We start from the raw sequence: 23860 nt of genomic DNA on the forward strand, positions 1-23860 counted from the left end.
AAAATGAAAGTTTTAGTTACAGGTGGCCTAGGTTTTATTGGTTCACACACCGTTGTAGAATTACAAAACGAAGGTTTTGAAGTAATTATCATTGATAATTTATCCAACTCAAGTATTGATGTTTTAGATAAAATAACTTCAATAACGGGTATTAAACCTGACTATCACAATATAGATTTAAAGGAAAAATTAGCAGTAAAAATATTTTTTGAACATAACAAAGTAGATGGAATTATTCACTTTGCAGCTTCAAAAGCAGTTGGAGAAAGCGTACAAATGCCCTTAGAGTATTACGAAAATAATATTGGAAGTTTGATTTACATTTTACAAGAAATGAAATCTAACAACTTAAATAATTTTATTTTCAGTTCATCTTGTACCGTTTACGGACAGGCCGATAAATTGCCTATTACAGAAAGTGCGCCTATTAAACCAGCAGAATCACCTTATGGAAATACCAAACAAATTGGTGAAGAAATTATAAAAGACGCTACTAAAATATCTGAATTAAAAGCTATTGCCTTACGTTATTTCAATCCAATTGGAGCGCATCCATCAGCTAAAATTGGCGAATTACCAATTGGTGTTCCTCAAAATTTAATTCCGTTTGTGGTGCAAACTGCTGCAGGAATCAGAAAAGAACTCTCCATATTTGGAAGCGATTATGATACGCCTGATGGAACTGCTGTTCGTGATTATATTCACGTTGTTGATTTAGCAAAAGCTCATATTGTTGCCTTAAAAAGATTGTTACAAAATAACAACAAAGCTCAATTTGAAATTTTTAATTTAGGAACTGGAAAAGGGAATTCAGTTTTGGAAGTTATCAAATCTTTTGAAAAGGTTACTGGAAAAAAAGTAAATTATAAATTAGTTGACCGAAGAGCTGGTGATATCACAGCCGCTTATGCTGACACTAATTATGCCAACACAGAATTAGGTTGGAAAACAGAATTATCTTTAGATGAAGCGTTGCTTTCGGCTTGGAAATGGCAAGAAACACTTCAGTAAAATAGCTAAATAAAAAACCTTTGTAAATTTACAAAGGTTTTTTATTAACTTTTAGTAATTATTATAATACCGCTGAACTTGCAACAGCCTCTCTATCAATTTTTTTCACCAAACCTTGCAATACTTTTCCTGGACCAACTTCTATAAATTCAGTAGCTCCATCAGCAATCATTGCCTGAACAGATTGTGTCCAACGAACAGGTGCTGTTAATTGTGCAATTAAGTTTTCTTTAATTTCATTTGGATCAGTTACCGCTTTTGCCACAACATTTTGATAAATTGGGCATGTTGGCACACTAAAAACTGTATTTTTTATAGCTTCAGCTAATTCTTCTCTTGCAGGTTCCATTAATGGTGAATGAAATGCACCACCAACTGGTAATTTTAATGCGCGTTTTGCACCTCTTTCTAACAATGTTGCACATGCCTTATCTATTGCTTCAATTTCTCCTGAAATAACTAATTGACCTGGACAATTGTAATTTGCTGCAACTACAATTCCTTCAGTACTTTCACAAACTTCTTCAACAATAGCATCGTCTAAATTTAAAACTGCAGCCATTGTAGATTGTTGCATTTCACAAGCTTTTTGCATAGCTAAAGCTCTTTTTGAAACTAATTTTAAACCATCTTCAAAAGTTAAAACTCCATTAGCAACCAATGCGGATAATTCTCCTAAAGAATGCCCTGCAACCATTTCTGGCTTAAAGCTATCTCCTAAAGTTTTAGCTAATATTACTGAATGTAAAAAAATAGCTGGCTGCGTTACTTTAGTTTCTTTTAACTCTTCAGCGGTTCCTTCAAACATAACATCTGTAATTGAGAAACCTAAAATTTCATTTGCTTGTTCAAAAAGTGTTTGTGCAATTGGTGAGTTGTTGTATAAATCTAAACCCATCCCTGTAAATTGTGCTCCCTGTCCAGGAAAAATATATGCTTTCATATGTTATAATTTCAATATTTATTTAAAAATGCAAAAATACGAAATATTTACTATATTGGTGCAAACTCACTCTCTATGAAAAAGGAACAAAAATCTGAAGCCTTTACTATTTTTTTAATTTTAGGAGCTATGTTTATTGCTGCACTAGTAGCTTCAAATCTGATTTTTCAAAAATTTTTTTATTGGAATCCTTTTGGTTGGTTTAATTTTGAACTTTCTGTAGGTATTTTACCCTATCCTATAACTTTTTTAATTACCGATGTTATTTCAGAAATATATGGTAAAAAAAGAGCCAATCAAGTTGTAATTGCTGGAATTTTCGCTTCTCTTTTTTCTATGCTTATTATTCTATTAGCAAATTATGCACCCGCAATTAGTAATTCACCAATTGATAATACAACTTTTTCAAAAGTATTTGGTTTATCGCCCATAGCTGTTTTGGCATCTATGCTGGCATATTTGTTTGCACAATTTATTGATATTAGAATTTATCATTTTTGGAAACAAAAAACACACGGCAAACACCTTTGGATTCGAAATAATTTTTCAACATTTTCGTCGCAATTTATTGATACATTTACGGTAATTACATTCCTTTGCTTGTTTAAAGTACTTCCTTGGAATTTATTTACCACCTTGCTAATTAGCGGTTTTTTATTTAAAATTATAATTGCTCTTTTAGATACGCCAATACTATATTTTATCGTTTATTTATTTAAAACCCGTTTTCATTTAAAAATGGGTGAAGAGATTAAATTAATTGAGTAATTTTTATTTAGGCACAACTTTTGCATTATATATAAGGTAACAATTTATATATTTTATTGATATATAATTGTAAATGAAACATAAAGTAAATGACAAAGGCCATCACTAAAAAGAAACATTTACACAAAATTAATTTAAATGAAACGTTATTTAAAATTCATTTTAGTTGCTATTATTTTAATATCAGAATTAACTGGATGCCAAACTGATCAAACTTCAGATGAAATTCCTGCTTGTATTAAAAATAAAATAACAACAATATTAAATAATGCCGTAAGCAATCCTCCAACTCAAATTTGGAAATGGGAAGTTGATGGTAAAACATATTTTTATATAACCGCAGATTGTTGCGACCAGTTTAATTATTTATACACAACTAATTGTGAAATTGTTTGTGCGCCTGATGGGGGATTTACCGGTAATGGCGATGGAAATTGTCCAACTTTTAACACTGAAATAAAAAAAACTTTGGTTTGGGAAGATCAACGAAATTGATAATTATTTAACAGTAATAATTACTTTATAACCTTCACTATTTCTAACATTAAAAACCGTGAAATCTTCAAAAATTAAATATTGACCTTTCACCCCAACCAATTTACCAGAAAAAACAGGTGTTTTCTCCAAATTTAAAGAACTAATTTTGGTTGGATATTTTAATACTGGATAGTTAATTTCTACTACTTTTCCATTGTTTGCTAAAAAATAAGGTTGTGCTTCGTCTGGTATAAATTGTTTTAATTTTTCTCTTTCTTCAATTAAATTAGCATCTAACACCTCATTTTTCAACATTTTTTGCCAACTCGTTTTGTCAGAAACATGGTTTTTTAACGCAACTTCAGTAATTCCTGCTAAATACCTGTTTGGTACTTCTACAATTTCAATAGCTTTTGAAGCACCTTGATCTATCCAACGCGTTGGAATTTGTGATTTTCTAGTAACACCCACTTTTACTTCACTTGACAATGCTAAATACACCACATGAGGTTGCAACTGTACACTTTTTTCATAATCTAAATCACGATCTTCAATATCTAAATGTGCAGTGCTTAATTCTGGTTTCATAATCCAATCACCTACTTGTGCGCTGGAATAAAAACAATCATAACAAAAACCTTGTCTGTATATTTTTTTATTTAAGCCGCAACACAAGCATTCATATCCTTCAAAACTAATTTCAATTTCTTTATTTAATAACTGGTTTAAGTTTAAAAAGTCATTTTCTACTTTTAAATAGTAATGAACCTCATCATTTAACTCTGTCAACATTTTTTTTAAAACAGTTTGATATTGCATGGCAAATTTTTCTTAAATTTAACTCGCTAAAGATACTTAATTAAACATGCCATTCCCAATAGTAAATTCAATAATTTCATGGTTTTTAAAAAAACGCAAACATCAAATGGAATTATTTTTAAAATACCCAATTGATGTTCAAAATGAATTATTGTTTAAATTATTATACAAAGCTAAAGATACAGAAGTTGGATTGCAGTATAAATTTGAATCTATAAATAGCTACAAAGAATTTGCTAAAAACGTACCCATTCAAACCTATGAATCTATTGAACCGTTAATAGACAGAACTAGAAAAGGAGAACAAAATGTTTTTTGGCCAACACCTATTAAATGGTTTGCAAAATCTAGCGGAACTACCAATGCAAAAAGCAAATTTATTCCGGTAAGTGAAGAAGCTTTGGAAAATTGTCACTTTAAAGCTGGAAAAGACATGCTTGGTTTGTACATAAATAACAATCCCGAAGCGCAACTTTTTACTGGAAAAGGATTGCGATTAGGAGGTAGCAGTGCTGTTTATGAAGATAACAACTCTTATTTCGGAGATTTATCGGCAATTATTATTGAAAATTTACCTTTTTGGGCTGATTTTAGTAGTGCACCTAAACAAGAAACTGCTTTAATGAGCGAATGGGAAACCAAAATGGCAGCTATTGTAGATGAAACTATTGATGAAGACATTACAAGTTTGGTTGGGGTACCATCGTGGATGTTAGTGCTGCTAAACAGAGTGTTAGAAAAAACAGGCAAAAGCAATATTTTAGAGGTTTGGCCAAACCTTGAAGTCTATTTTCATGGTGGTGTTAATTTTAATCCTTACAGAGAGCAGTTTAAAAAAATAATTCCAAAAAAAGATTTTAAATATTTTGAAACTTACAATGCATCCGAAGGTTTTTTTGCCATACAAGATGTCAATCACTCATTAGATTTATTGCTAATGCTTGATTATGGTATTTTTTATGAATTTATTCCTATGGATGAATTTGATAATGAAAACTCAAAAGCAATTCCGCTTTCCGAAGTAAAATTAAAAGTAAATTACGCCATGGTAATTACCACAAACGGAGGTTTATGGCGTTATTTAATTGGCGATACCATAAAATTTACTTGTTTAAAACCTTACAGAATTAGAATTACAGGCAGAACAAAACATTTTATTAATGTTTTTGGCGAAGAATTAATTATAGAAAATGCAGAAAACGCTTTAAAACAAGCTTGTTTAAAAACAAAAGCTGAAGTATCTGAATATACCGTTGCGCCTATTTTTATGAGTGAAAAAAATTCAGGCGGCCATGAATGGATTATTGAATTTAAGAAGCAACCTGAAAATTTAAATTATTTTACTGAATTGTTAGACAACGCTTTAAAAGCAGCAAACTCTGATTATGAAGCAAAACGCTATAATAATTTAACATTGGCAATGCCAAAAATAAATGTTGCAAGAACTGGGTTGTTTTATGATTGGTTAAAACATCACGGAAAATTAGGTGGGCAACATAAAGTCCCAAGATTATCTAATACTAGAAATCATTTAGAAGAGATCTTGAGCTTAAATTAATTATATTTTTCGCTCAATAACATAATTAATCATTGTTAAAAGCGACTCTTTGTATTTTGAGTTTGGGTACGTTTCTAAAATATCTAATGCTTTAGAATGGTATTCTTTCATTTTTTGAATGGTATATTCCATTCCGCCTTTTTCTTGTACAAATGCAATAACCTCTTTTACGCGTTTTTTATCTTTATTGTATTTTTTAACAGAGTTTATCAACCACTTTTTATCTTCAGAATTGCAATTATTTAATGTATAAATTAAAGGCAAAGTCATTTTTTGCTCTTTAATATCAATACCTGTAGGTTTTCCAATTTTATCTTCAGTATAATCAAATAAATCATCTTTTATTTGAAAAGCAATTCCAATAAGTTCGCCAAACAAACGCATTTTCTCAATTTCTTCTTTAGAACTTCCAACAGAAGCTGCGCCAATACCACAACATGCTGCAATTAAAGTAGCTGTTTTTTGCCTAATAATTTCAAAGTAAACATCTTCGGTAATATCTAAGCGTCTTGCTTTTTCAATTTGAAGCAATTCTCCTTCACTCATTTCTCGAACAGCAACCGAAATCAATTTTAAAATATCAAAATCTTCATTATCAATAGACAATAGCAAGCCTTTTGATAATAAAAAATCTCCAACAAGCACAGCAATTTTATTTTTCCAAAGTGCATTTACCGAGAAAAAACCTCTTCTTCTATTGCTATCATCAACAACATCATCGTGTACCAAAGTAGCGGTATGAATTAGCTCAATTATAGAAGCGCCTCTATAAGTTCGTTCTTCAAATTTACCATTTGAAACCATTTTTGCTACCAAAAAAACAAACATCGGACGCATTTGTTTTCCTTTCCTTCGAACAATATATTGCGTAATTCTATTTAAAAGAGGTACGTTAGAAACCATGGATTCTCTGAATTTACTTTCAAAGAGTTCCATTTCTTCAAGAATGGGTTGTTTAATTAGTTCAATTGGTTTCATAAGCTTCACAAAAATAACAGAATATTTTTTACCAATCTAAATTATTTTGTTTCATTCATAAATTAATAGCCTTATTTTTGATGAATAAATTAATTTAAATTAAAAAAAATGAAAAGATTTTTATTTACAACGCTAATTTTAGCAATCACAACACTTGAAATTCAGGCACAAAACTATGAATATAAAGTTATAACAAGCATTGAATCTATTGTACCAATAGGTTTAGGAAGATCTCGAATTATTTCTTCTAGCGAAGAACAAAATTATGAAGACTTTACTTCTGAAAGAACTGCTGAAAATGACAAGCAAAATAAATCAAAACGATCTGATGTTAAAATAGATGATTTTGAAGAAACCAAATTGGTAAACTTTTACAGTATTGCAGGTATAAATTTTAAAAATATTGCTTCTAATGATGCTATTATTAGTTCAAAAATTAATGCAATGATTAATGAAGGTTGGGATTTAGCATTTGTGGTTAGCGGTGTTGAAAGCGATGCTGGAAAAGGCGATGGCAACGGTATTTACATTACACGTTTTATATTTAAAAAACTAAAACAACAATAAAAAAAGGGAAGCAATTGCTTCCCTTTTTTTTATTTTACATTGTGTTGAATGTTAATAGACTCTACGTGAATGGCTTTAAAAATTTCTTCAACAAATTCTTTGCTTAAGCCTTTATCTGCTCCAGCCTGAATCATAGTTGCTAAAATATCAGCCCATCTACCACTTTGAAGAATTGCCACATTTTCTTTGTGCTTTAAACGACCGATTGATTCTGCAATTTGCATTCTATCAGCTAAAATATCAATTAAACTGCTATCAATTAAATCTAATTCTTTTCTGTGCATATTTAATTTACGTTGAAATTCTTCTCCTGAACTACTTTTTTGACGGATTTTTAAATCTAACGTCATTTGGTGTAATTGTGCAGGTGTAATTTGTTGTGCGGCATCGCTCCAAGCTTTATCTGGATCAATATGTGTTTCAACCATTAAACCATCATAATTTAAGTCTAGCGCAGTTTGAGAAACATCTAATAAGGTATCTCTACGACCACAAATATGTGAAGGATCTAAAATTAAAGGTAAATCTGGAAATTCTTTTTTTAACTCAATTGCTAAATGCCATTTTGGTTTGTTTCTGTAATGTAATGAGTTGTATGTTGAAAATCCTCTGTGAATTACTCCTAATTGCGAAATTCCAGCCGCTTGAAAACGCTCTACACCACCTAACCATAATGGTAAATCTGGGTTTACAGGATTTTTAACCAACACTGGTTTATTTACACCTTTTAAAGCATCTGCAATTTCTTGTACTGCAAATGGATTCACAGTTGTTCTTGCTCCAATCCAAAGAATATCAATATCATATTTTAAAGCAAGTTCAACATGTTGTGCGTTCCCTACTTCTGTAGTTACCAACATACCAGTTTCTTCTTTTACTTTTTGTAACCAAGGCAATCCAATTTCACCCACTCCTTCAAAACCTCCTGGTCTTGTTCTTGGTTTCCAAATACCAGCTCTAAACACATTGGTATCTGTATCTTTTAACAAATGCGCAGTTTTTAAAACTTGCTCTTCTGTTTCAGCACTACAAGGCCCAGCTATTACAATTGGATGAGACAACCCCATTGCATCTAACCACTTTCTATTCTCTTTAGTAATTTCCATTTTAATTTAGTTATGTTATTATTTAATTTTTTAAAGGCAATGCCTATTTTATTCCGTTTAATATTGTTTTTATATAATTGGTACTTTTCATAGTTTCAGTTAACGCTTCACTATTACCAGTTTCAATCATTTCTTTAAATTCATTTAAATTTTTGATATATTCTTCTAAAGATCGAATTAAATTTTCTTTATTTTGAAGAAATATAGGTGTCCACGTGGTTGCAGAACTTTTTGCCAAACGCACTGTTGAAGCAAAACCTGTACTTGCCATATCAAAAATTGCTTGTTCATTTTTTTCAATTTCTAATACTGTTTTTCCCAACATAAAAGAACTTACGTGCGATAAATGTGATACATATGCAATATGTCTATCGTGTTCTACTGGATTCATCATTTTAATACGCATATTCAGTTTTTTAAACAAGCTTAAGGCTTTGTCTAAAATTTTCCAATCGCATTTATCGGACTCGCACAAGATATTTACTTTATTGTCGAACAAATTTAATATCGCTGCTTCTGGTCCTGAAAACTCTGTCCCAGCCAAAGGGTGCGCCGCTACGTAATTTTTACGTTTTGGATGTTTTTCAATAGCTACACAAATATTATTTTTTACCGATCCAACATCAAAAACCAAGGTATCTTCAGAAACAACATTTAATACTTCAGTTGCTACTTTTGGAATAATATCAACTGGTACTGCAATAATTACAACCGATGCATTTTTAATTTCAGAAAAATCAATTTCATCATCAATAATTCCTAACGCTTTTGCCTTTTTAATATGCTCAGGATTTTGATCAATTCCGTAAACTTTGCATTCAATACGTTGTTTTAAATCTAACGCTAATGAACCTCCTATTAAACCCAAACCAATAACTACTATTTTTTCCATTTCACTTTTTTTAAGCAGTTATTCTTTTTAAAACTTCATTTAAAGTAGCTGTATCTACACATAAAGAAGCTCTTATATAACCTTCGCCATTTGTTCCAAAAATGGTTCCTGGCGTAATAAACACATCTTTTTCATACAATAACTTATCAGTTAATGCTTCTGAATTTTCATCCGCAGGAATTTTAGCCCAAACAAATAAACCACCAATATTTGGGTTGTAGGTACAATTTAACGCATCAAATATTTTCCAAACCAACGCTCTTCTTTCTTGGTATATTTCATTTTGCTTTTGAAACCAATCATTTGATAATTTAAAGGCTTCTACTGCTCCTTTTTGAATTCCTAAAAACATTCCAGAATCCATATTACTTTTTACTTCTAAAATAGTTTTAATAATTTGCGCATCACCAACTACCATTCCAACTCGCCAGCCAGCCATATTAAATGTTTTACTCAACGAATTTAACTCAATAGCTACTTCTTTTGCGCCTTCAACCTCTAAAATACTTAACGGATTGTCATTTAAAATAAAACTATACGGATTGTCATTTACAATTAAAATATTGTGCTTTTTTGCAAAAGCAATTAATTGCTTAAAATCATCTTTAGTAGCTACCGCACCTGTTGGCATATGCGGATAATTTATCCACATAATTTTTACTTTTGAAAGGTCATTCTTTTCAATCTCATCAAAATTAGGCAACCAATTATTTTCAGCATTTAAATTATAAAATATCGGTTTTGCTTCCACTAAATTTGTTACTGAAGCATAGGTTGGATACCCTGGATTTGGAATTAAAACTTCATCGCCTTTATTTAAAAATGCCAAAGAAATATGCATAATTCCTTCTTTTGATCCCATCAATGGTAAAATCTCATTTGCTGGATTTAAGATGACATGATAGTTCGCTTTATAAAATTGCGCCATTCCATCGCGCAACTCCGGTATTCCTTGGTAACTTTGATATTGATGTGCATTTGGCAATGTTACTGCTTGTTGAAGGGCTTCAATTACATTTGCTGACGGATGCAAATCTGGACTTCCTATAGCAATATTTATAACAGGTTTACCTGCGCTTCTTAAAGCAGCTACTTCTCTTAATTTTTTAGAAAAGTAGTATTCCTTAACATCATTTAATCTGTCTGCTTTTTGTATCATTATCTTTTACTTTTATTGTATTCACCCAATACAGTTAACGCTTCCACTTCTTTTTTAACCTCTACAATTGCATTGTAATAATCTGCATAACTTTCAAAAATAAAATCAGCAAAAAAAGCATATTTCCATGGCGTATCAATTACAGGCATCGATTGAATTTTAGACAAATTCAAATTGTGTTTTGCTAAAATTGTAAGTACGGTAGCCAAACTACCCGTATCATCACTCGTTATAAATTTTATGGATGCTTTGTTTGATGAAACGTTTGTTCTGTTTTCAGTGCCTGTTAATACAAAAAACCGCGTTGAATTGTCTTTTATTGTTTGAATTTCAGGTGCAATAATATTTAAACTATACGTATTGGCTGCCAAATTACTAGCAATAGCTCCAATTCCTATTAATTGATTGTCATGAATTCTTTTTGCAACTGAAGCCGTATCTTTATCTTCAATTAACTTAATATGTGGATAGTTTTTAAAGAAACTATGGCATTGTAATAAAGCCATTGGATGTGAATACACCTCCTTAATATCTTCTATAGTTTGCCCTTGCAACCCCATTAAATTATGACAAATTGATAAATAATACTCTCCGCTTATTGCTAAGTTGTTGTCATCTATTAACGCATAATTTGGTAAAATTGCCCCTGCAATTGAGTTTTCAATAGCCATAATAAGCACTTCTGCTTTTTTATCTACCAATAATTGTGGCATTTCACTGAATGATAAACATTCTACCAAATCTATATTTTCACCAAAATATTCTTTTGCAACTATGTGATGAAATGATCCTTTAATTCCTTGTATTGCTACTTTCATTTTTGTTTACATCAAAAAAAAGGTCCCGAAATTTTTTCGAGACCTTATTATATATTTTTAATAGTTAAATAACACGTATAAAGCCTCACCTCTTATTGCTAAAATAAAAGTAAAAATAGAAGCTATTCCAAGTGTTATTTGTTATCATAATCTAAAATTGTGTCGACAAATCTATACATTAATTTTATAAAAACACTATTTTTTTTAACAAAAAAACAATTCTTATATAATTATTAAAATTTCAGTTTATAAATGTTTTATTCGTAAAAAAACTTTCATCTTTTTGAATTTATTCTTCTTTCATCTGATAAATGTATCTTATTTAAACACTCTTTTACGCTAAAAACTTGATTATTTACGTGAAAAAAGTCCTATTTACAACCATCAAAATCAGTTTACTAAATCAGCTGACGGTATTTATCACTTTCAGCATAAGTAAACATGCTACTTTGTTTAAGCATAGTTGAGAGCTATTTAGTTTTATTCAATAAAACCAATTGCGCAACGTTTCTATTAAAATAACAACACTATTTCAACCATGTTTCATTTTAAAAATTAATTACCTTTACAAAAATATCATTTGTTTATGAAAAATTTTCAATTTAAATTTCTACTTGCTTTCTTGTTGTTTGTCTATTTAATATTTCCATCAAATGCTCAAAACAGCACTACACAATTTAAATTTGAACTAAACAGTGCTATAGCTTCGGAAAATACGTTGCCTTTTTGGCTGGTTTCAAATAGCTATGGCGCTATACCCAATGAAAACAATCTCCGCTTAAAAAGTACATTGTTTTCAGATTTTCAAAAAAGCAATAGTGATTTCTCTTTTTCATACAAAGCGAGTTTTACTGCTTATGCCGCTAAAGAAAATGATATTTTTATCAATGAATTATACGGTAGCGTTTCTTATAAAAATTGGTTATTAACTTTGGGTGCTAAAAATGATGCAGTGATTTTTGAAGGGCTCTCGTTGTCTAATGGTAACATTATAAAATCAACAAACAGTAGAGCTTTTCCTGGAATTGAACTGACTACAAACGGTTTTATAACAGCTCCTTTTGCAAAAAACTGGCTTTCTTTTAAATTAAATTATGCCGAATATGTACTTCATGACAAACGTATTGCAGACAAAGCGCATTTACATCATAAAAGTTTATTTTTAAAATCTAAATTATCTTCCTCACTACATTTAATTACCGGATTGGATCATTTTGTACAATGGGGAGGAACCTCGGAGGAATTTGGCAAACACCCAGCATCTTTTAAAGATTATTTAAAAATAATTTCAGCTACTGCAGGTGGATCAAATTCGTATGAAGGTGAACAGGTAAATGCTTTAGGAAACCACATTGGTAGTTATTTATTACAATTAGATTATGTAGGCTTACATAGTAATTGGAGTTTTTATTATTCTCATCCTTTTGAAGACAGATCTGGGAGAGAATTTATGAATTACCCAGATGGTTTATTTGGCTTTTTTATAGATTTTAAAAAACCCAAAAGCTGGTTAACACATTTGTTAACAGAATTTTACAACACCAAACACCAAAGCGGAACTACTTCTGTAAGTGGTTACGATAATTATTTTAATAATACAATTTATGGAAGTGGTTGGACCTATTTTGGGCGTACAGTGGGCGCGCCTTTATTTTTAACCAGACCGACTGTTGATGGAATTACCCCCGGAATTGGAGAAAGCAGATTTACCGCAGTTCATATTGGTTTAAAAGGCCATTTGTCTGAAAATGTTAATTATAAAAGCAATATAACTTATACAAATTATCCGGGATGGTTTAATACTTCAAACAGTAAAAAAAATCAATTTTCAACAAGTTTTGAATGTGTGATACCTGAAAATCAATTCCCTTTTGATATTTCAATAGGAATTGCAGCAGATTTTGGCAATTTTAGTCCGTCTAATATTGGAGGGTTTATAGCGCTCAGTAAAAACGGTTTCTTTTAATAATCACTTTTATAAAAATTCTGATATTCATTATCTTTAATATTTAAATACTATTTAATAGATGTTTACGCTTTTTAAACCAAAAAAAACACTGGTCACAAATTTCCCTCCAAATTATATGGATTTGCATTCGCATATATTACCAACTGTAGATGATGGCGCTAAAAGTTTTGAAGAATCTTTGGTGTTATTAAAAAGGTTGGAAAGTTATGGCATACGAAAACTAGTTTTAACACCACATATTATGGAAGGTGTTTGGGAAAATAGCAACACTTTTTTAGAGCAACGATTTTATGAATTACAAGCCTATTTAAAAAAAGAACAATTTAACAGTATTACATTGCGTTTAGCCGCAGAATATATGTTGGATAGTAATTTTAGCACGTTACTAAAAGAGCAACAATTGCTAACCATTAAAGATAACTATATATTGGTAGAACTATCGTATTTAAGCGCACCCGTTAATTTGTACCAGCTGTTATTTGAAATACAACTTGCAGGTTATAAACCTATATTGGCACATCCTGAACGCTATAGTTTTTTTCATCAAAACTTTAAAGAATATCATAAATTAAAAGAAGTTGGCTGTCTTTTTCAACTCAATTTACTCTCTTTATCAGATTATTATGGTAAGGATGTTCATACAATTTCAAAAAAGTTACTAAAAGCCAATTTGATTAATTTCACTGGTATGGATGTACACCATATAAAACATTTAAATTATCTTGAAAAAATTAACAATCCATCCATCGTGAAACTTATTCAACCTATTTTAGCAAACAATGTGCAATTTGCACAAGAAAACTAAGATTTAAATATTAATCCTTTTTTCCACCAAGGTTTCTTTTTCTCACTTTCAGAATAGCCATAACCATAACCGTATCCATAGCCATAACCTCTTTCAAAATCAGTATCATTAACTAAAACTGCCATATTAGGCAATCGTTTTTCAGCAAATAATAACTTTGGCACATCTAACAATCGCTTGTCTAAGAAATTAGCACGAACCACATAAATAAACATATCTGCTTGGTTGCTTAACAATAAGGTGTCGGTTACAATATTTACAGGTGCTGTATCAACAATTACATAATCATAATGCTGTCTTCCGTAAGCTAAAACATCTTCAAAACGACCGTTCATTAATAATTCTGATGGATTTGGTGGAATAATACCCGAATGCAGTAAATCAAATTTAAATTCAGCAATTGTTGTAATTACGTCTTGCACTTTCATTTGATCATCCATTAAAAAATGAGTCAATCCTTTTTCTGAAGGCATGTTTAAATATTCAGATATTTTTGGTTTTCTAATATCTGCACCAATCAATAATACTTTTTTATTAGACAAGGCTAGTACTGATGCCATATTTATGGCTATAAAAGTTTTTCCTTCGCCGCTTAACGTTGATGTAATAAAAATTGTTTTCCCACCATCTTTTACTTTAGAAAGCATAAAGTTGATATTTGTACGCAACAATCTGAAAGATTCTGCAGCACTATTCCGTTCATTTTCACCAACTACCACTTTTTTATCGGATACAGATTTTGGAATATCTCCTAAAATTGGTGCTTTTAACACAGCTTCTACATCTTTACGAGTATGTACTTTATTATCTAACAATAACAATATATAAATAATCCCTAACGGAATTAAAATACCAGCCACCAACGCCGCTAAATAATACATTTTACGCTGTGGAGCTACAGGAACATCACTACCAAAGGCTGTATCAATAATTTTAGCATTTGGCAAAGTAACCGCTAATGAAATGGCGTTTTCTTCTCTTTTTTGCAATAAGTATAAATACAAGGCTTCAATAATTTGTTGCTCACGCTGAATGCTTCTAAATTCGCGTTCTTGCTTTGGTACAGCTGCAATTTTTGCATTGAATAAATTTTCTTGCTTTTTAATGTCTTGCAGTGTAATGTTTAAAGATGATTTTAAACTACTTAAACTTTGCTGTATTCCTGCACGTAATTGTTTAATTTGTTTATCAATATTAACAATTACTGGATTTTGTACTGTGGCACTTCGTAAAAGTCTGTTTCTTTCTAAAATTAGCTGATTGTATTTTGTGGTACTTTCATCTATACTACTTTCCGTAAAACCTAAGTTTTCAGGCAACAATTCACCCTCATTTTTAGTTACATAATCAGCTACATAATTAGCTAATTTAATTTGCGTACTTACATCAATGGCTTTTTTAGAAATTTCAGTTTTGTTTTGCAAAACCAACCCAGCTTCTGAAGTAATATCGGTTAATTTATTAGATGTTTTAAATTCTTCAGCGCCAATTTCAACTTCCAACAAATCGTTATTAATAATTTCTATGCGTTCATTAATAAATTTGTTGGTATTTGTAGCAATCAAATTTTTATCGGCAACAGCATCTTTGTTGTATTGTGCTACTAAATTATTTAGTATTTCTTCTGCTTTTACCTTTACTTCATCAACCAAGCTAATTTTGAGTACGCTTGAATTTTTTAAAATTTGAATTTGAATTCTATTTCTATAACTTTCAACAATACGCTTTAGCGGACTTATTTTTACAATAATTTCTTTTCCAAAATCATTTTTATCAACCATATAAGGTGTAACAATAATAGCACCAAAACTGGCAGTTATTTTATCGCCAAATGTGTATAATTTGGTGGTATCATTTTCAATAAATTCAAACTGGGTTGCCGATTTAACAATGATTGAGAATTGCGTTATTAAATTTTGAAGTACTGCATCATCTAACAAAAAATTAATTTTAACGGGCGTTGTTTTAAAAAACATTTCAGATTCTATCACACGGCCTTGACTAAAATACTGAACGTTCAACTGCAAATCTTTAGCAACACGTTCCATTAAACTTCTAGATTTTAGCAACTCAATTTCATTATCTAAAGAAGCCTTGGTGTTTCCTAACAATCCTAAATTTTCTAATGCAGAAAGTTCTGTTACGCCCCCTTTTTCACTATCATCAATTAAAATAGTTGTAGAAACTTCATACAAATTAGGCATGTAACGCACATAAAAATAGGTTGCTACTACACACAAAACAACACCTATTACTAACCATTTCCAATAATACAAATATTTTTCAAGCTCCTCTCGTAAGTTGATCGTATTCTCGTTAAAATGAATTGGATTTAATTGATTTTCTTGTTGCATACTTTATTTTTTATCGTGTTAAAATTAACACCAATGAAAGAATAGCAGTTGCTATTGAAATTAATGATGAAGTAGTACCTATAGCCGATGAATTAACTTTAGCTCTGTTTGGTTCTATATATAAAATATCATTTTGTGCCAAATAATAATAAGGGGAAGCAAATAACGACTCGTTGGTTAAATCTAGCCTTGTTTTTTCAATAGTACCATTGTTATTTCTAATTAACAGTACATTTTTACGTTTGCCCTGAATGGTTAAATCTCCTGCCAAACCAATAGCTTCAGGTATTGAAATACGCTCACTTGCCACGTTAAACGCACCCGGATTTTTAACTTCCCCTAAAACTGTAATTCTAAAGTTTTCTAATCGGATTGTTACCACTGGATCTTTCAGCTGACTTTCTAATTTACCTGTTAAATAATTTTTTAACTCATTGGTAGTTAAACCTTCTACTTTTAATTGACCTAATATTGGAAAGGTAATTTCACCATGAATATCTACCAAATATGTAATGGGTTTATTAGCACTCGTTTGTCCACCCGCCTGAAATAAATTAAACGGCGCTGCAGCTTCTGTATCTTGTGCACTCACATAAATTGCCAGTATATCATCTGTTTGAATTTTTGGTGCATAGTTTTTTAAAACTTCATTTTGAACGGCTTCTTCATTTTGAAAGTATACCATATCTTTTTTAGAAACGCATGAAGTTATTAAAATGCTTCCAATTAGTAACAGTATATTTTTATAAATGTCGTTTTTTTTCATAAGTGCTTTTTTACAAATATATTTAATAATTACCAGTTAATTATCTAATAACTCATACTTTGAATTGTTTGAAATAAATTCTGGTACTATTTTTTTCATTTTTAAAACCGTTTGTTCAAAATTTAAATCGCCATTAAGCGTACATAATTCTTCTACTTTACGGCTAGTTTTTTGGCAATCTAACTTCTTTACCTTTGCAATCATAATTTTATTATTATAAGTGGTTGTGGTATTTTCGCCAGAAGCCAATAACTCTTCATAAATTTTTTCGCCCGGACGTAATCCGGTAATTTTTATATCAATTTCAGAAGGATATTTTAAACCAGATAACCGAATCATATTTAACGCTAAGTCAAATATTTTAATAGATTCTCCCATATCAAACACAAAAATTTCGCCTCCTTCTCCCATACAACCTGCCTCTAAAACCAATTGGCAAGCTTCTGGAATAGTCATAAAATAACGCGTAATATCTTTATGAGTTACGGTTATTGGACCTCCTCTTTTTATTTGCGATTGAAATAATGGAATTACAGAGCCGTTAGAACCCAGCACATTACCAAATCTGGTGGTAATAAATTTTGTAGTTCCTTTGGTGTTGACACAATTTATATACATTTCAGCAATTCGTTTGGTTGCACCCATTATGTTTGTTGGGTTTACCGCTTTATCAGTTGAAATAAATACAAATTTTTCTACTTGATATTGCACCGCCAAATCTGCCATAATTTTTGTACCAAGCACATTTGTATTTACAGCCTCGTTAGGGTTATCTTCCATAAAAGGCACATGTTTATAGGCTGCTGCATGAAAAATAATAGCTGGTTGGTATTTTTTTACCAACCCTTCCATTCTATTTTTATTACGAATATCAGCAACAATAGCCTTTGCATTGTTAATATGCTTATGTACTAAATATTGTTGTAAGTTGTATAAATCAGATTCTGCCTGATCTACCAATATCAATTTTTGAATATTGAATTTTGTAAGTTGTCGCGTAATTTCACTTCCAATAGAACCTGCTGCACCTGTCACTAACACTACTTTATTATCAAACTCTTTTTGCAGGATTGGATTGTTTAAGGATATTGGTTCTCTACCTAATAAATCTTCTATTTTTACAGCTTTAATTTGTTTGGGATTTAAATTTCCATCAATCCAAGATTGCACAGGTGGTACTATTTTTACTTTTGATGGTAACTTAGAAAGCCTATCAACTATTTCAAGTAATTTAGACGGTCGTATATTTTGAATGGAAATAATGATCTCACTCACCTCTTTATCTACAATAAAATCTTCATCAATTTTAGCAGATTCATAAACCGTTATTCCATTAATTTTGTTTCCTGCTTTACTTTTATCATCATCAATAAAAGCAATCACATTTGTTTTGTTTTTTTTATCTTCAGATAAAATAGAATACACCAACATACCTGCCTGACCTGCACCATAAATTGCCACTTTTTTATGTACACCAAAACCAGCCATTACATAATTATAAATCTCTTTAAATAAATAGCGGCTAGAGATTAAGATAACTACATTTAATAAAAAATGAATTACTAAAATAGATTTTGGTATGGTAAAATTTGCATGAATTGAAAAATAGTGATTGGATATTACTAATACACCTAACATTAAAAATATTAAGAAACTAGCAAACGTAACATTCATAGAATCTTTAAAACCAGTATGCCGAATAATGCCTTTGTAGGAACCTACGGATACAAATGCTACAAAAGCTGCAATTACCACAATGGGTATTTGTAGTAGTAATTTTGAAGTATCAAAAGAGAAACTAAAGTTAAAACGCACCAAATATGATAGCACAAAGGTATTTATAACAATATAAATATCAATCAATAACACTATCCAACGCGGAATGTTTCTTTTTACAATTTTTTTAAATAATTTAACTATCATACTAAAAACCGTTTAGCACCCCTACAACGCTGTCTAGTTCATTTTCAGTAGTATTAGATCCGCTTGGTAAACACAAGCCTATTTCAAACAACTTTTCTGATACACCATTTACATAACGTGGATATTTCATAAATATTGGCTGTGTATGCATTGGTTTCCATAAAGGCCGAGATTCAATACCTAAGGTGTGTAAATGTACTCTAATTTTTTCTCTCATTTCAAAAGAAGGTGTCAAAATACACGTTAACCATCTATTTGAAAAATAGCCTTCTGGCGCTTCTAAAAATTGGAAATTATTATCTTTTAAATTTTCTTTATAGTAATTAAAATTTGCGCGTCTTTTATCAATTCTATCTTGCAACACTTCTAACTGACCTCTACCAATCCCTGCCAATACATTGCTTAATCTATAATTATATCCAATTTTTGAATGTTGGTAATGTGGCGCTTCATCTCTTGCTTGCGTTGCTAAAAAAATAGCTTGTTGCTTGGTTGCAACATCATTACAAACTAAAGCACCTCCACCTGATGTTGTAATTATTTTATTACCATTGAAAGAAAAAACACCAAAATCTCCAAAAGTTCCACATTTTTGTCCGTTTACTGCACTTCCTAAGGCCTCTGCACTGTCTTCAATAACTGGTATATCATACTTTACACTCAATGCTTTTATTTTAGTTACATTATATGGCATTCCGTATAAATGCACTGCAATAATTGCCTTTGGTTTTTTGCCTTTTTTAATACGGTCGTTTATGGCAATTTCTAACTGTTTTGGACATATATTCCATGTTTCTAGTTCGCTATCCACAAACACTGGGGTGGCTCCTTGATATAAAATTGGATTTGCGGATGCCGAAAAAGTGAAACTTTGGCAAATAACCTCATCACCACTTGTTACGCCTAATACTATTAACGCTAAATGTATGGCTGCTGTACCAGAACTTAATGCAGCAATCTCTTTATTTTCGCCTAAATAGGTTTGTAATGAATCTTCAAACGCATTTACATTAGGCCCTAAAGGAGCAATCCAATTGGTGCTAAATGCTTCGTGTACATACTTTAATTCTTCTCCGCCCATATGTGGAGATGATAACCATATTTTAGTGCTCATATTTTGTTAAATTCACTATAAAACGCAAAATTACTATAATTTATTTTGATTATGAGTTGTAGTATGTGAAAAGTGAGGAGTTGGAGGTTAAAAGGATTCCGTAATAGTTCTCGACACACCTCCGTTGCACTTCGGCACTCGAACTGACGTTTTGTTAATCCGTCACTTCGAGTGGTTTTTTGTAATGAAATGGAGAAAAATTGTATCGAGAAGTGTTCTGTAATTGCTCTCAACTGCGCTCGAACTGACGTTATTCTCTTCTATTCGTCATTCTTTTTCATCCGTCATTCTTGCGAAAGCGGGAATCTTTCTCTTTGAAAGCGACAGACCTCCAGTCAAGCTGAGGGTGACGTGACGTCATTCTCGCGAAAGCGGGAATCTTTTTCTTTGTAGTTGCAGACCCCCAGTCAAGCTGAGGGTGACGTGACGTCATTCTCGCGCAAGCGGGAATCTGTTGCTGTATAGTTGCAGACCTCCAGCCAAGCTGAAGGTGATGGCTTGGAGGCTGAAGGTGACGTATTTTTTGTTGCGGGTGACGGCTTGGAGGCTGAAAGTGACGTTTTTTTTTACTGAAGGTGTTTATTGAAATAACAACGTAATGGTTTTTCCTAAAATTTTTACATCACCCCAAAAAGAATGCTGGTAATAATACGTTAAATTTAAGCGTACTTTATCTGGGAAAATTACCGTATCGTTATACTCCAACGGATTCGATTGTTGTGCTAAAATTGCATCTTCATTGACATATTTTAAAGCAGCTTCACTTGTTAAGCCTGGTTTTAATTCCAATATTTTTCTTTCTTCACCGGTTAAAACATCATAATATCCGGCTATATCCGGTCGCGGACCAACCAAACTCATATCTCCTTTTATCACATTTATTAATTGTGGTAATTCATCAATTTTATACTTTCGTACAAAGCACCCCCAAGCAGAAATGGTATTTTTTGAAGCGTGTATGGTTCTTAATTTAAAAATAACAAATGGTTTGCCAAACTGACCGATGCGCTGTTGCAAAAATAAACCTGCAGATTTTGTATCCACTGCACAAATTAAAATTGCAATGATTATGAAAGGAAACATTATAAAATAACCAAGCAATGCACCAATCAAATCGACGCTTCTTTTTGTCATTTTAAAATTTGTTTATTTTAATAATTTTCCCTGGTACGCCCACCACTACCGCGCCATCTGGTACATTTTTTGTAACCACAGCACCTGCGCCAATTGTAGCCCATTTACCAATAATTACTCCAGGTATCACATTTGCACCAATACCAATATGAGTGCCTTCACCTACTGTAACACCCCCAGCTAAAGCTGCATTGGGTGAAACATGTACAAAATCTTCAATACTACAATCGTGTTCAATAATAGCACCACTATTTATAATACAATGCTTTCCAATTGTTGCATCAACATTTATAACAGTTCCGGGCATAATTACTGTTCCTAAATTAATTACTACAGAACTATGAACAATCGCTTTTGGATGAATTATAGTTACATACTTAGTTACATATTTTAAGGCACATTTTTTTCTATCAGCGTTATCGCCAATACCAATAATCATTTCAGAAATTTTTAAATTTTGATATTCTTCCACATTATATACCTGAATATCAAACAACCGATCGACTTTTGGTTCATCATCAAAAAAACCTTTAATTTCAATACCAAGGTCTTGTAACATACTTGCCAAAACCTTGCCATGCCCGCTTGCACCAAATATATACATCTTAATTTCCTTTAAATTTTTCTATTGTCACAGCGTTGTCTGCTGAAATTCCTTCTCGTATTACTATTTTTTTAATAGTTAAAAATACAATTTTTAAATCTAGTTGAAAACTTATATTTTGAACGTACCACACATCATATTCAAATTTTTGTTGCCAACTTATGGCATTTCTACCATTTACTTGCGCCCATCCTGTAATACCCGGTTTTACATTGTGACGCATTTTTTGTGTTTCACTATACAAAGGCAAGTATTCTGGTAACAACGGCCTAGGTCCTATTAAACTCATATCGCCTTTTAATACGTTTAGCAGTTGCGGAATTTCATCTAACGATGTTTTTCTAACAAAAGTTCCAATTGCGGTCATCCGTTCAGCATCTGATAATAACGTTCCTTGTTCATCAACAGCATCGGTCATGGTTTTAAACTTCATTATTTTAAATAATTGCTCGTTTAATCCTGGGCGCACTTGAAAAAAGAATGGTTTTCCATTGTTTGTATAGGCTAATACTACTGTTATTAAACACCCGAAAGGTAAAAAAACAAGTAACATACTAGCCGAAACTACAATATCGAGGCTTCTTTTTATAAATTTTTGGTACAATGCTGGTGTTTTTATATTTTTTATTAACAAAACTACTACTTAAAATAGAAAAATTGCTCCTTTTTACTCGTAAAAAAATGCGTAAATCAGGTTTTTTAGAAAGAACCAATTACCCACAACTGCACTCATTTGTTACTGTAAGATTCTATAAAACTCTGTAACTTTTGTCCGATTTATGCCATTTTGACTGTAAATACTACGCTTTGACAGTCATTTAAAATATTGGCTATAAAGTATTTACTACAAAAAATTTAATAATTAATTGCGTTTTTGACTATTAACTTTTCAACGTAATACTGCACAAAACAGCATTAATTGTTAATAAAAGTCTTTTTATTGAACTACAATTTTTTGTTTCTTTGTAAATGAACTGCAAGTGCTATGTAAAAGGTTTTGAAATACTCACACTTTTTTAATGTACTTGTTATTATAAAGGCAACTGGTTGTAAAACTACAGTACCTTATATAAAACAAAAAGTCTTAAAGTTGGCGCTTTAAGACTTGATTGAGTTGGTAATGCTAAAAGAAGCATTAGATTTTTTAATTTTGTTTTACAAATCTACAATTCTTCTTTTAGCCTACCTAAAATTTTTTAATAAATTTTAATGTAGCTAAATTATGACGTAACCTTCTTTTAACACCCATAAGCAAATACCACTAAAATTTTCGTGGTGGATTTAGCTGTGTATACACAGCGGTGTATTGTAATGCGTATTATTTAAAAAGTAAGGTGTCGGTATAACTACCTTTTTCAAAAGTTATACGTTTTAATATATACAACATGGTAACAATAAAGCCATTAGAACGTCGCAATCCGCAAGACGTTAACGCGGAAAACAAATATTATGCAAAAGCAATATCACAAGGTGTTATAGACTTTGAACGCTTGGCATATTTAGTGTCTAATCAGTGTACAGTGCGTGAATCGGACTGCTATGCAGTGCTTCGTGCATTAGAACATAATATTATGGATGAATTAAAACAGGGTAAAATTGTGCAATTAGGTGGACTTGGAAACTTACAAGTAGGCGTTACCTCAAAAGGTGAAATTAACGCTGAAGAAGTAAGTGCTAACACAGTTAAAAAAGCACATTTAAATTTTAGACCTGGGGCTAAATTAAGAGATATGCTAACAGTTGTGAAGTTTAAAACAATTAGTGAATAAGCTGTAGTTGTAATTTAATTTGGATAACATCCCGAACTGTTGATTCAGTTCGGGATTTTTTTTATGATTTTTATGCCAAAAATTTAATAGTATAAAATTTTAATTTATTAGTATAATACAACGGATTTATACTAATAAAGCTCTAAGTTTATTAGTATCTTTTTGAATAACTATACTAATAAATATTTTTTTTATTAGTATGATTTTTTTAACCGATACTTCTCGATACTAATTTACTACGTTTCTCTGCATAAATTCACTCGAAGTGACGACAATAAAACACCGTCAGTTCGAGTGTTTCAATGTAGCTCAGCGGAATTGAAATG

General features: G+C 31.2%; 22 protein-coding genes. 8 read left to right on the forward strand and 14 right to left on the reverse strand.

The window, feature by feature from the left end; genetic code table 11:
* The first annotated feature begins 3 nt into the window (after nt 1-3).
* Complete coding sequence (gene galE, locus BM335_RS08185) at nt 4-1011, forward strand: UDP-glucose 4-epimerase GalE (RefSeq protein WP_090225600.1); 1008 nt, start codon at nt 4-6, stop codon at nt 1009-1011.
* A 61-nt stretch (nt 1012-1072) separates the two neighbouring features.
* On the opposite strand, the gene fabD is transcribed toward galE, so the two are convergent.
* Nucleotides 1073-1954, reverse strand: coding sequence for an ACP S-malonyltransferase (fabD, locus tag BM335_RS08190; RefSeq protein WP_090225292.1), 882 nt, complete (start codon nt 1952-1954; stop codon nt 1073-1075).
* A 75-nt stretch (nt 1955-2029) separates the two neighbouring features.
* Between fabD and BM335_RS08195 the strand changes: the two genes are divergently transcribed.
* The gene (locus BM335_RS08195; protein ID WP_090225293.1) at nt 2030-2722 is read left to right on the forward strand and encodes a queuosine precursor transporter; all 693 of its coding nucleotides are present in this window, start codon (nt 2030-2032) and stop codon (nt 2720-2722) included.
* A 138-nt stretch (nt 2723-2860) separates the two neighbouring features.
* Entirely contained in the window at nt 2861-3217 is a 357-nt protein-coding gene (locus tag BM335_RS08200) for a DUF6970 domain-containing protein (RefSeq protein WP_090225294.1), read from the forward strand.
* 3 nt (nt 3218-3220) lie between these two features.
* Here the strand turns inward: BM335_RS08200 and BM335_RS08205 are convergent, their stop codons facing one another.
* On the reverse strand, nt 3221-4018 hold the full coding sequence (locus BM335_RS08205) for a DUF2797 domain-containing protein (RefSeq protein WP_090225295.1): 798 nt from the start codon (nt 4016-4018) through the stop codon (nt 3221-3223).
* A gap of 46 nt (nt 4019-4064) precedes the next feature.
* Between BM335_RS08205 and BM335_RS08210 the strand changes: the two genes are divergently transcribed.
* Nucleotides 4065-5576 carry a GH3 auxin-responsive promoter family protein gene (locus BM335_RS08210; protein ID WP_090225296.1) on the forward strand — a complete coding sequence of 504 codons (1512 nt, stop codon included), beginning with the start codon at nt 4065-4067 and terminating at the stop codon, nt 5574-5576.
* Here BM335_RS08210 and BM335_RS08215 read toward each other — a convergent pair whose 3' ends face one another.
* Nucleotides 5577-6554 carry a polyprenyl synthetase family protein gene (locus BM335_RS08215; protein WP_090225297.1) on the reverse strand — a complete coding sequence of 326 codons (978 nt, stop codon included), beginning with the start codon at nt 6552-6554 and terminating at the stop codon, nt 5577-5579. It lies immediately after the preceding gene.
* 108 nt (nt 6555-6662) lie between these two features.
* Between BM335_RS08215 and BM335_RS08220 the strand changes: the two genes are divergently transcribed.
* On the forward strand, nt 6663-7121 hold the full coding sequence (locus BM335_RS08220) for a hypothetical protein (protein ID WP_090225298.1): 459 nt from the start codon (nt 6663-6665) through the stop codon (nt 7119-7121).
* Nucleotides 7122-7150: 29 nt separating this feature from the next.
* Here the strand turns inward: BM335_RS08220 and BM335_RS08225 are convergent, their stop codons facing one another.
* Genes BM335_RS08225 through BM335_RS08240 form a run of 4 tightly spaced genes read right to left on the reverse strand, consistent with a single transcriptional unit; the run spans nt 7151 to nt 11096 of the window.
* Entirely contained in the window at nt 7151-8227 is a 1077-nt protein-coding gene (locus tag BM335_RS08225; protein ID WP_090225299.1) for a bifunctional 3-deoxy-7-phosphoheptulonate synthase/chorismate mutase type II, read from the reverse strand.
* Between the two features lie 43 nt (nt 8228-8270).
* Nucleotides 8271-9119 carry a prephenate dehydrogenase gene (locus BM335_RS08230; protein ID WP_090225301.1) on the reverse strand — a complete coding sequence of 283 codons (849 nt, stop codon included), beginning with the start codon at nt 9117-9119 and terminating at the stop codon, nt 8271-8273.
* Nucleotides 9120-9129: 10 nt separating this feature from the next.
* Nucleotides 9130-10278, reverse strand: coding sequence for a pyridoxal phosphate-dependent aminotransferase (locus BM335_RS08235; RefSeq protein WP_090225304.1), 1149 nt, complete (start codon nt 10276-10278; stop codon nt 9130-9132).
* Nucleotides 10278-11096: a prephenate dehydratase gene (locus BM335_RS08240; protein WP_090225305.1), complete on the reverse strand. Its 819-nt coding sequence runs from the start codon at nt 11094-11096 to the stop codon at nt 10278-10280. Before BM335_RS08240 ends, BM335_RS08235 begins: the two co-directional genes overlap by 1 nt.
* A gap of 586 nt (nt 11097-11682) precedes the next feature.
* Between BM335_RS08240 and BM335_RS08245 the strand changes: the two genes are divergently transcribed.
* Both BM335_RS08245 and BM335_RS08250 read left to right on the forward strand, forming a co-directional pair.
* Nucleotides 11683-13062 (forward strand): capsule assembly Wzi family protein, encoded by a 1380-nt coding sequence (locus tag BM335_RS08245; protein WP_090225306.1) that lies wholly within the window; start codon nt 11683-11685, stop codon nt 13060-13062.
* 61 nt (nt 13063-13123) lie between these two features.
* Nucleotides 13124-13870, forward strand: a complete 747-nt coding sequence (locus tag BM335_RS08250; RefSeq protein ID WP_090225307.1) for a tyrosine-protein phosphatase — start codon at nt 13124-13126, stop codon at nt 13868-13870.
* Here BM335_RS08250 and BM335_RS08255 read toward each other — a convergent pair.
* The 7 genes from BM335_RS08255 to BM335_RS08285 form a co-directional block, all read right to left on the reverse strand.
* Entirely contained in the window at nt 13867-16224 is a 2358-nt protein-coding gene (locus BM335_RS08255) for a GumC family protein (RefSeq protein WP_090225309.1), read from the reverse strand. The genes BM335_RS08250 and BM335_RS08255 overlap by 4 nt on opposite strands.
* Nucleotides 16225-16234: 10 nt before the next feature.
* Entirely contained in the window at nt 16235-16990 is a 756-nt protein-coding gene (locus tag BM335_RS08260) for a polysaccharide biosynthesis/export family protein (RefSeq protein WP_090225312.1), read from the reverse strand.
* 36 nt (nt 16991-17026) lie between these two features.
* Complete coding sequence (locus tag BM335_RS08265; protein ID WP_090225315.1) at nt 17027-18913, reverse strand: polysaccharide biosynthesis protein; 1887 nt, start codon at nt 18911-18913, stop codon at nt 17027-17029.
* 1 nt (nt 18914) lies between these two features.
* On the reverse strand, nt 18915-20027 hold the full coding sequence (locus BM335_RS08270; protein ID WP_090225318.1) for a DegT/DnrJ/EryC1/StrS family aminotransferase: 1113 nt from the start codon (nt 20025-20027) through the stop codon (nt 18915-18917).
* Between the two features lie 579 nt (nt 20028-20606).
* Complete coding sequence (locus BM335_RS08275; protein ID WP_090225320.1) at nt 20607-21161, reverse strand: sugar transferase; 555 nt, start codon at nt 21159-21161, stop codon at nt 20607-20609.
* 1 nt (nt 21162) lies between these two features.
* Nucleotides 21163-21765: an acetyltransferase gene (locus BM335_RS08280; RefSeq protein WP_090225322.1), complete on the reverse strand. Its 603-nt coding sequence runs from the start codon at nt 21763-21765 to the stop codon at nt 21163-21165.
* A gap of 1 nt (nt 21766) precedes the next feature.
* Complete coding sequence (locus BM335_RS08285) at nt 21767-22369, reverse strand: sugar transferase (RefSeq protein ID WP_090225602.1); 603 nt, start codon at nt 22367-22369, stop codon at nt 21767-21769.
* 781 nt (nt 22370-23150) lie between these two features.
* On the opposite strand from BM335_RS08285, the gene BM335_RS08290 reads away from it, so the two are divergent.
* The gene (locus BM335_RS08290) at nt 23151-23534 is read left to right on the forward strand and encodes an HU family DNA-binding protein (RefSeq protein ID WP_090225325.1); all 384 of its coding nucleotides are present in this window, start codon (nt 23151-23153) and stop codon (nt 23532-23534) included.
* Nucleotides 23535-23860 lie beyond the last annotated feature (326 nt).

Source organism: Lutibacter maritimus (genome assembly GCF_900116115.1).
In the GTDB taxonomy this organism is placed as follows: domain Bacteria; phylum Bacteroidota; class Bacteroidia; order Flavobacteriales; family Flavobacteriaceae; genus Lutibacter; species Lutibacter maritimus.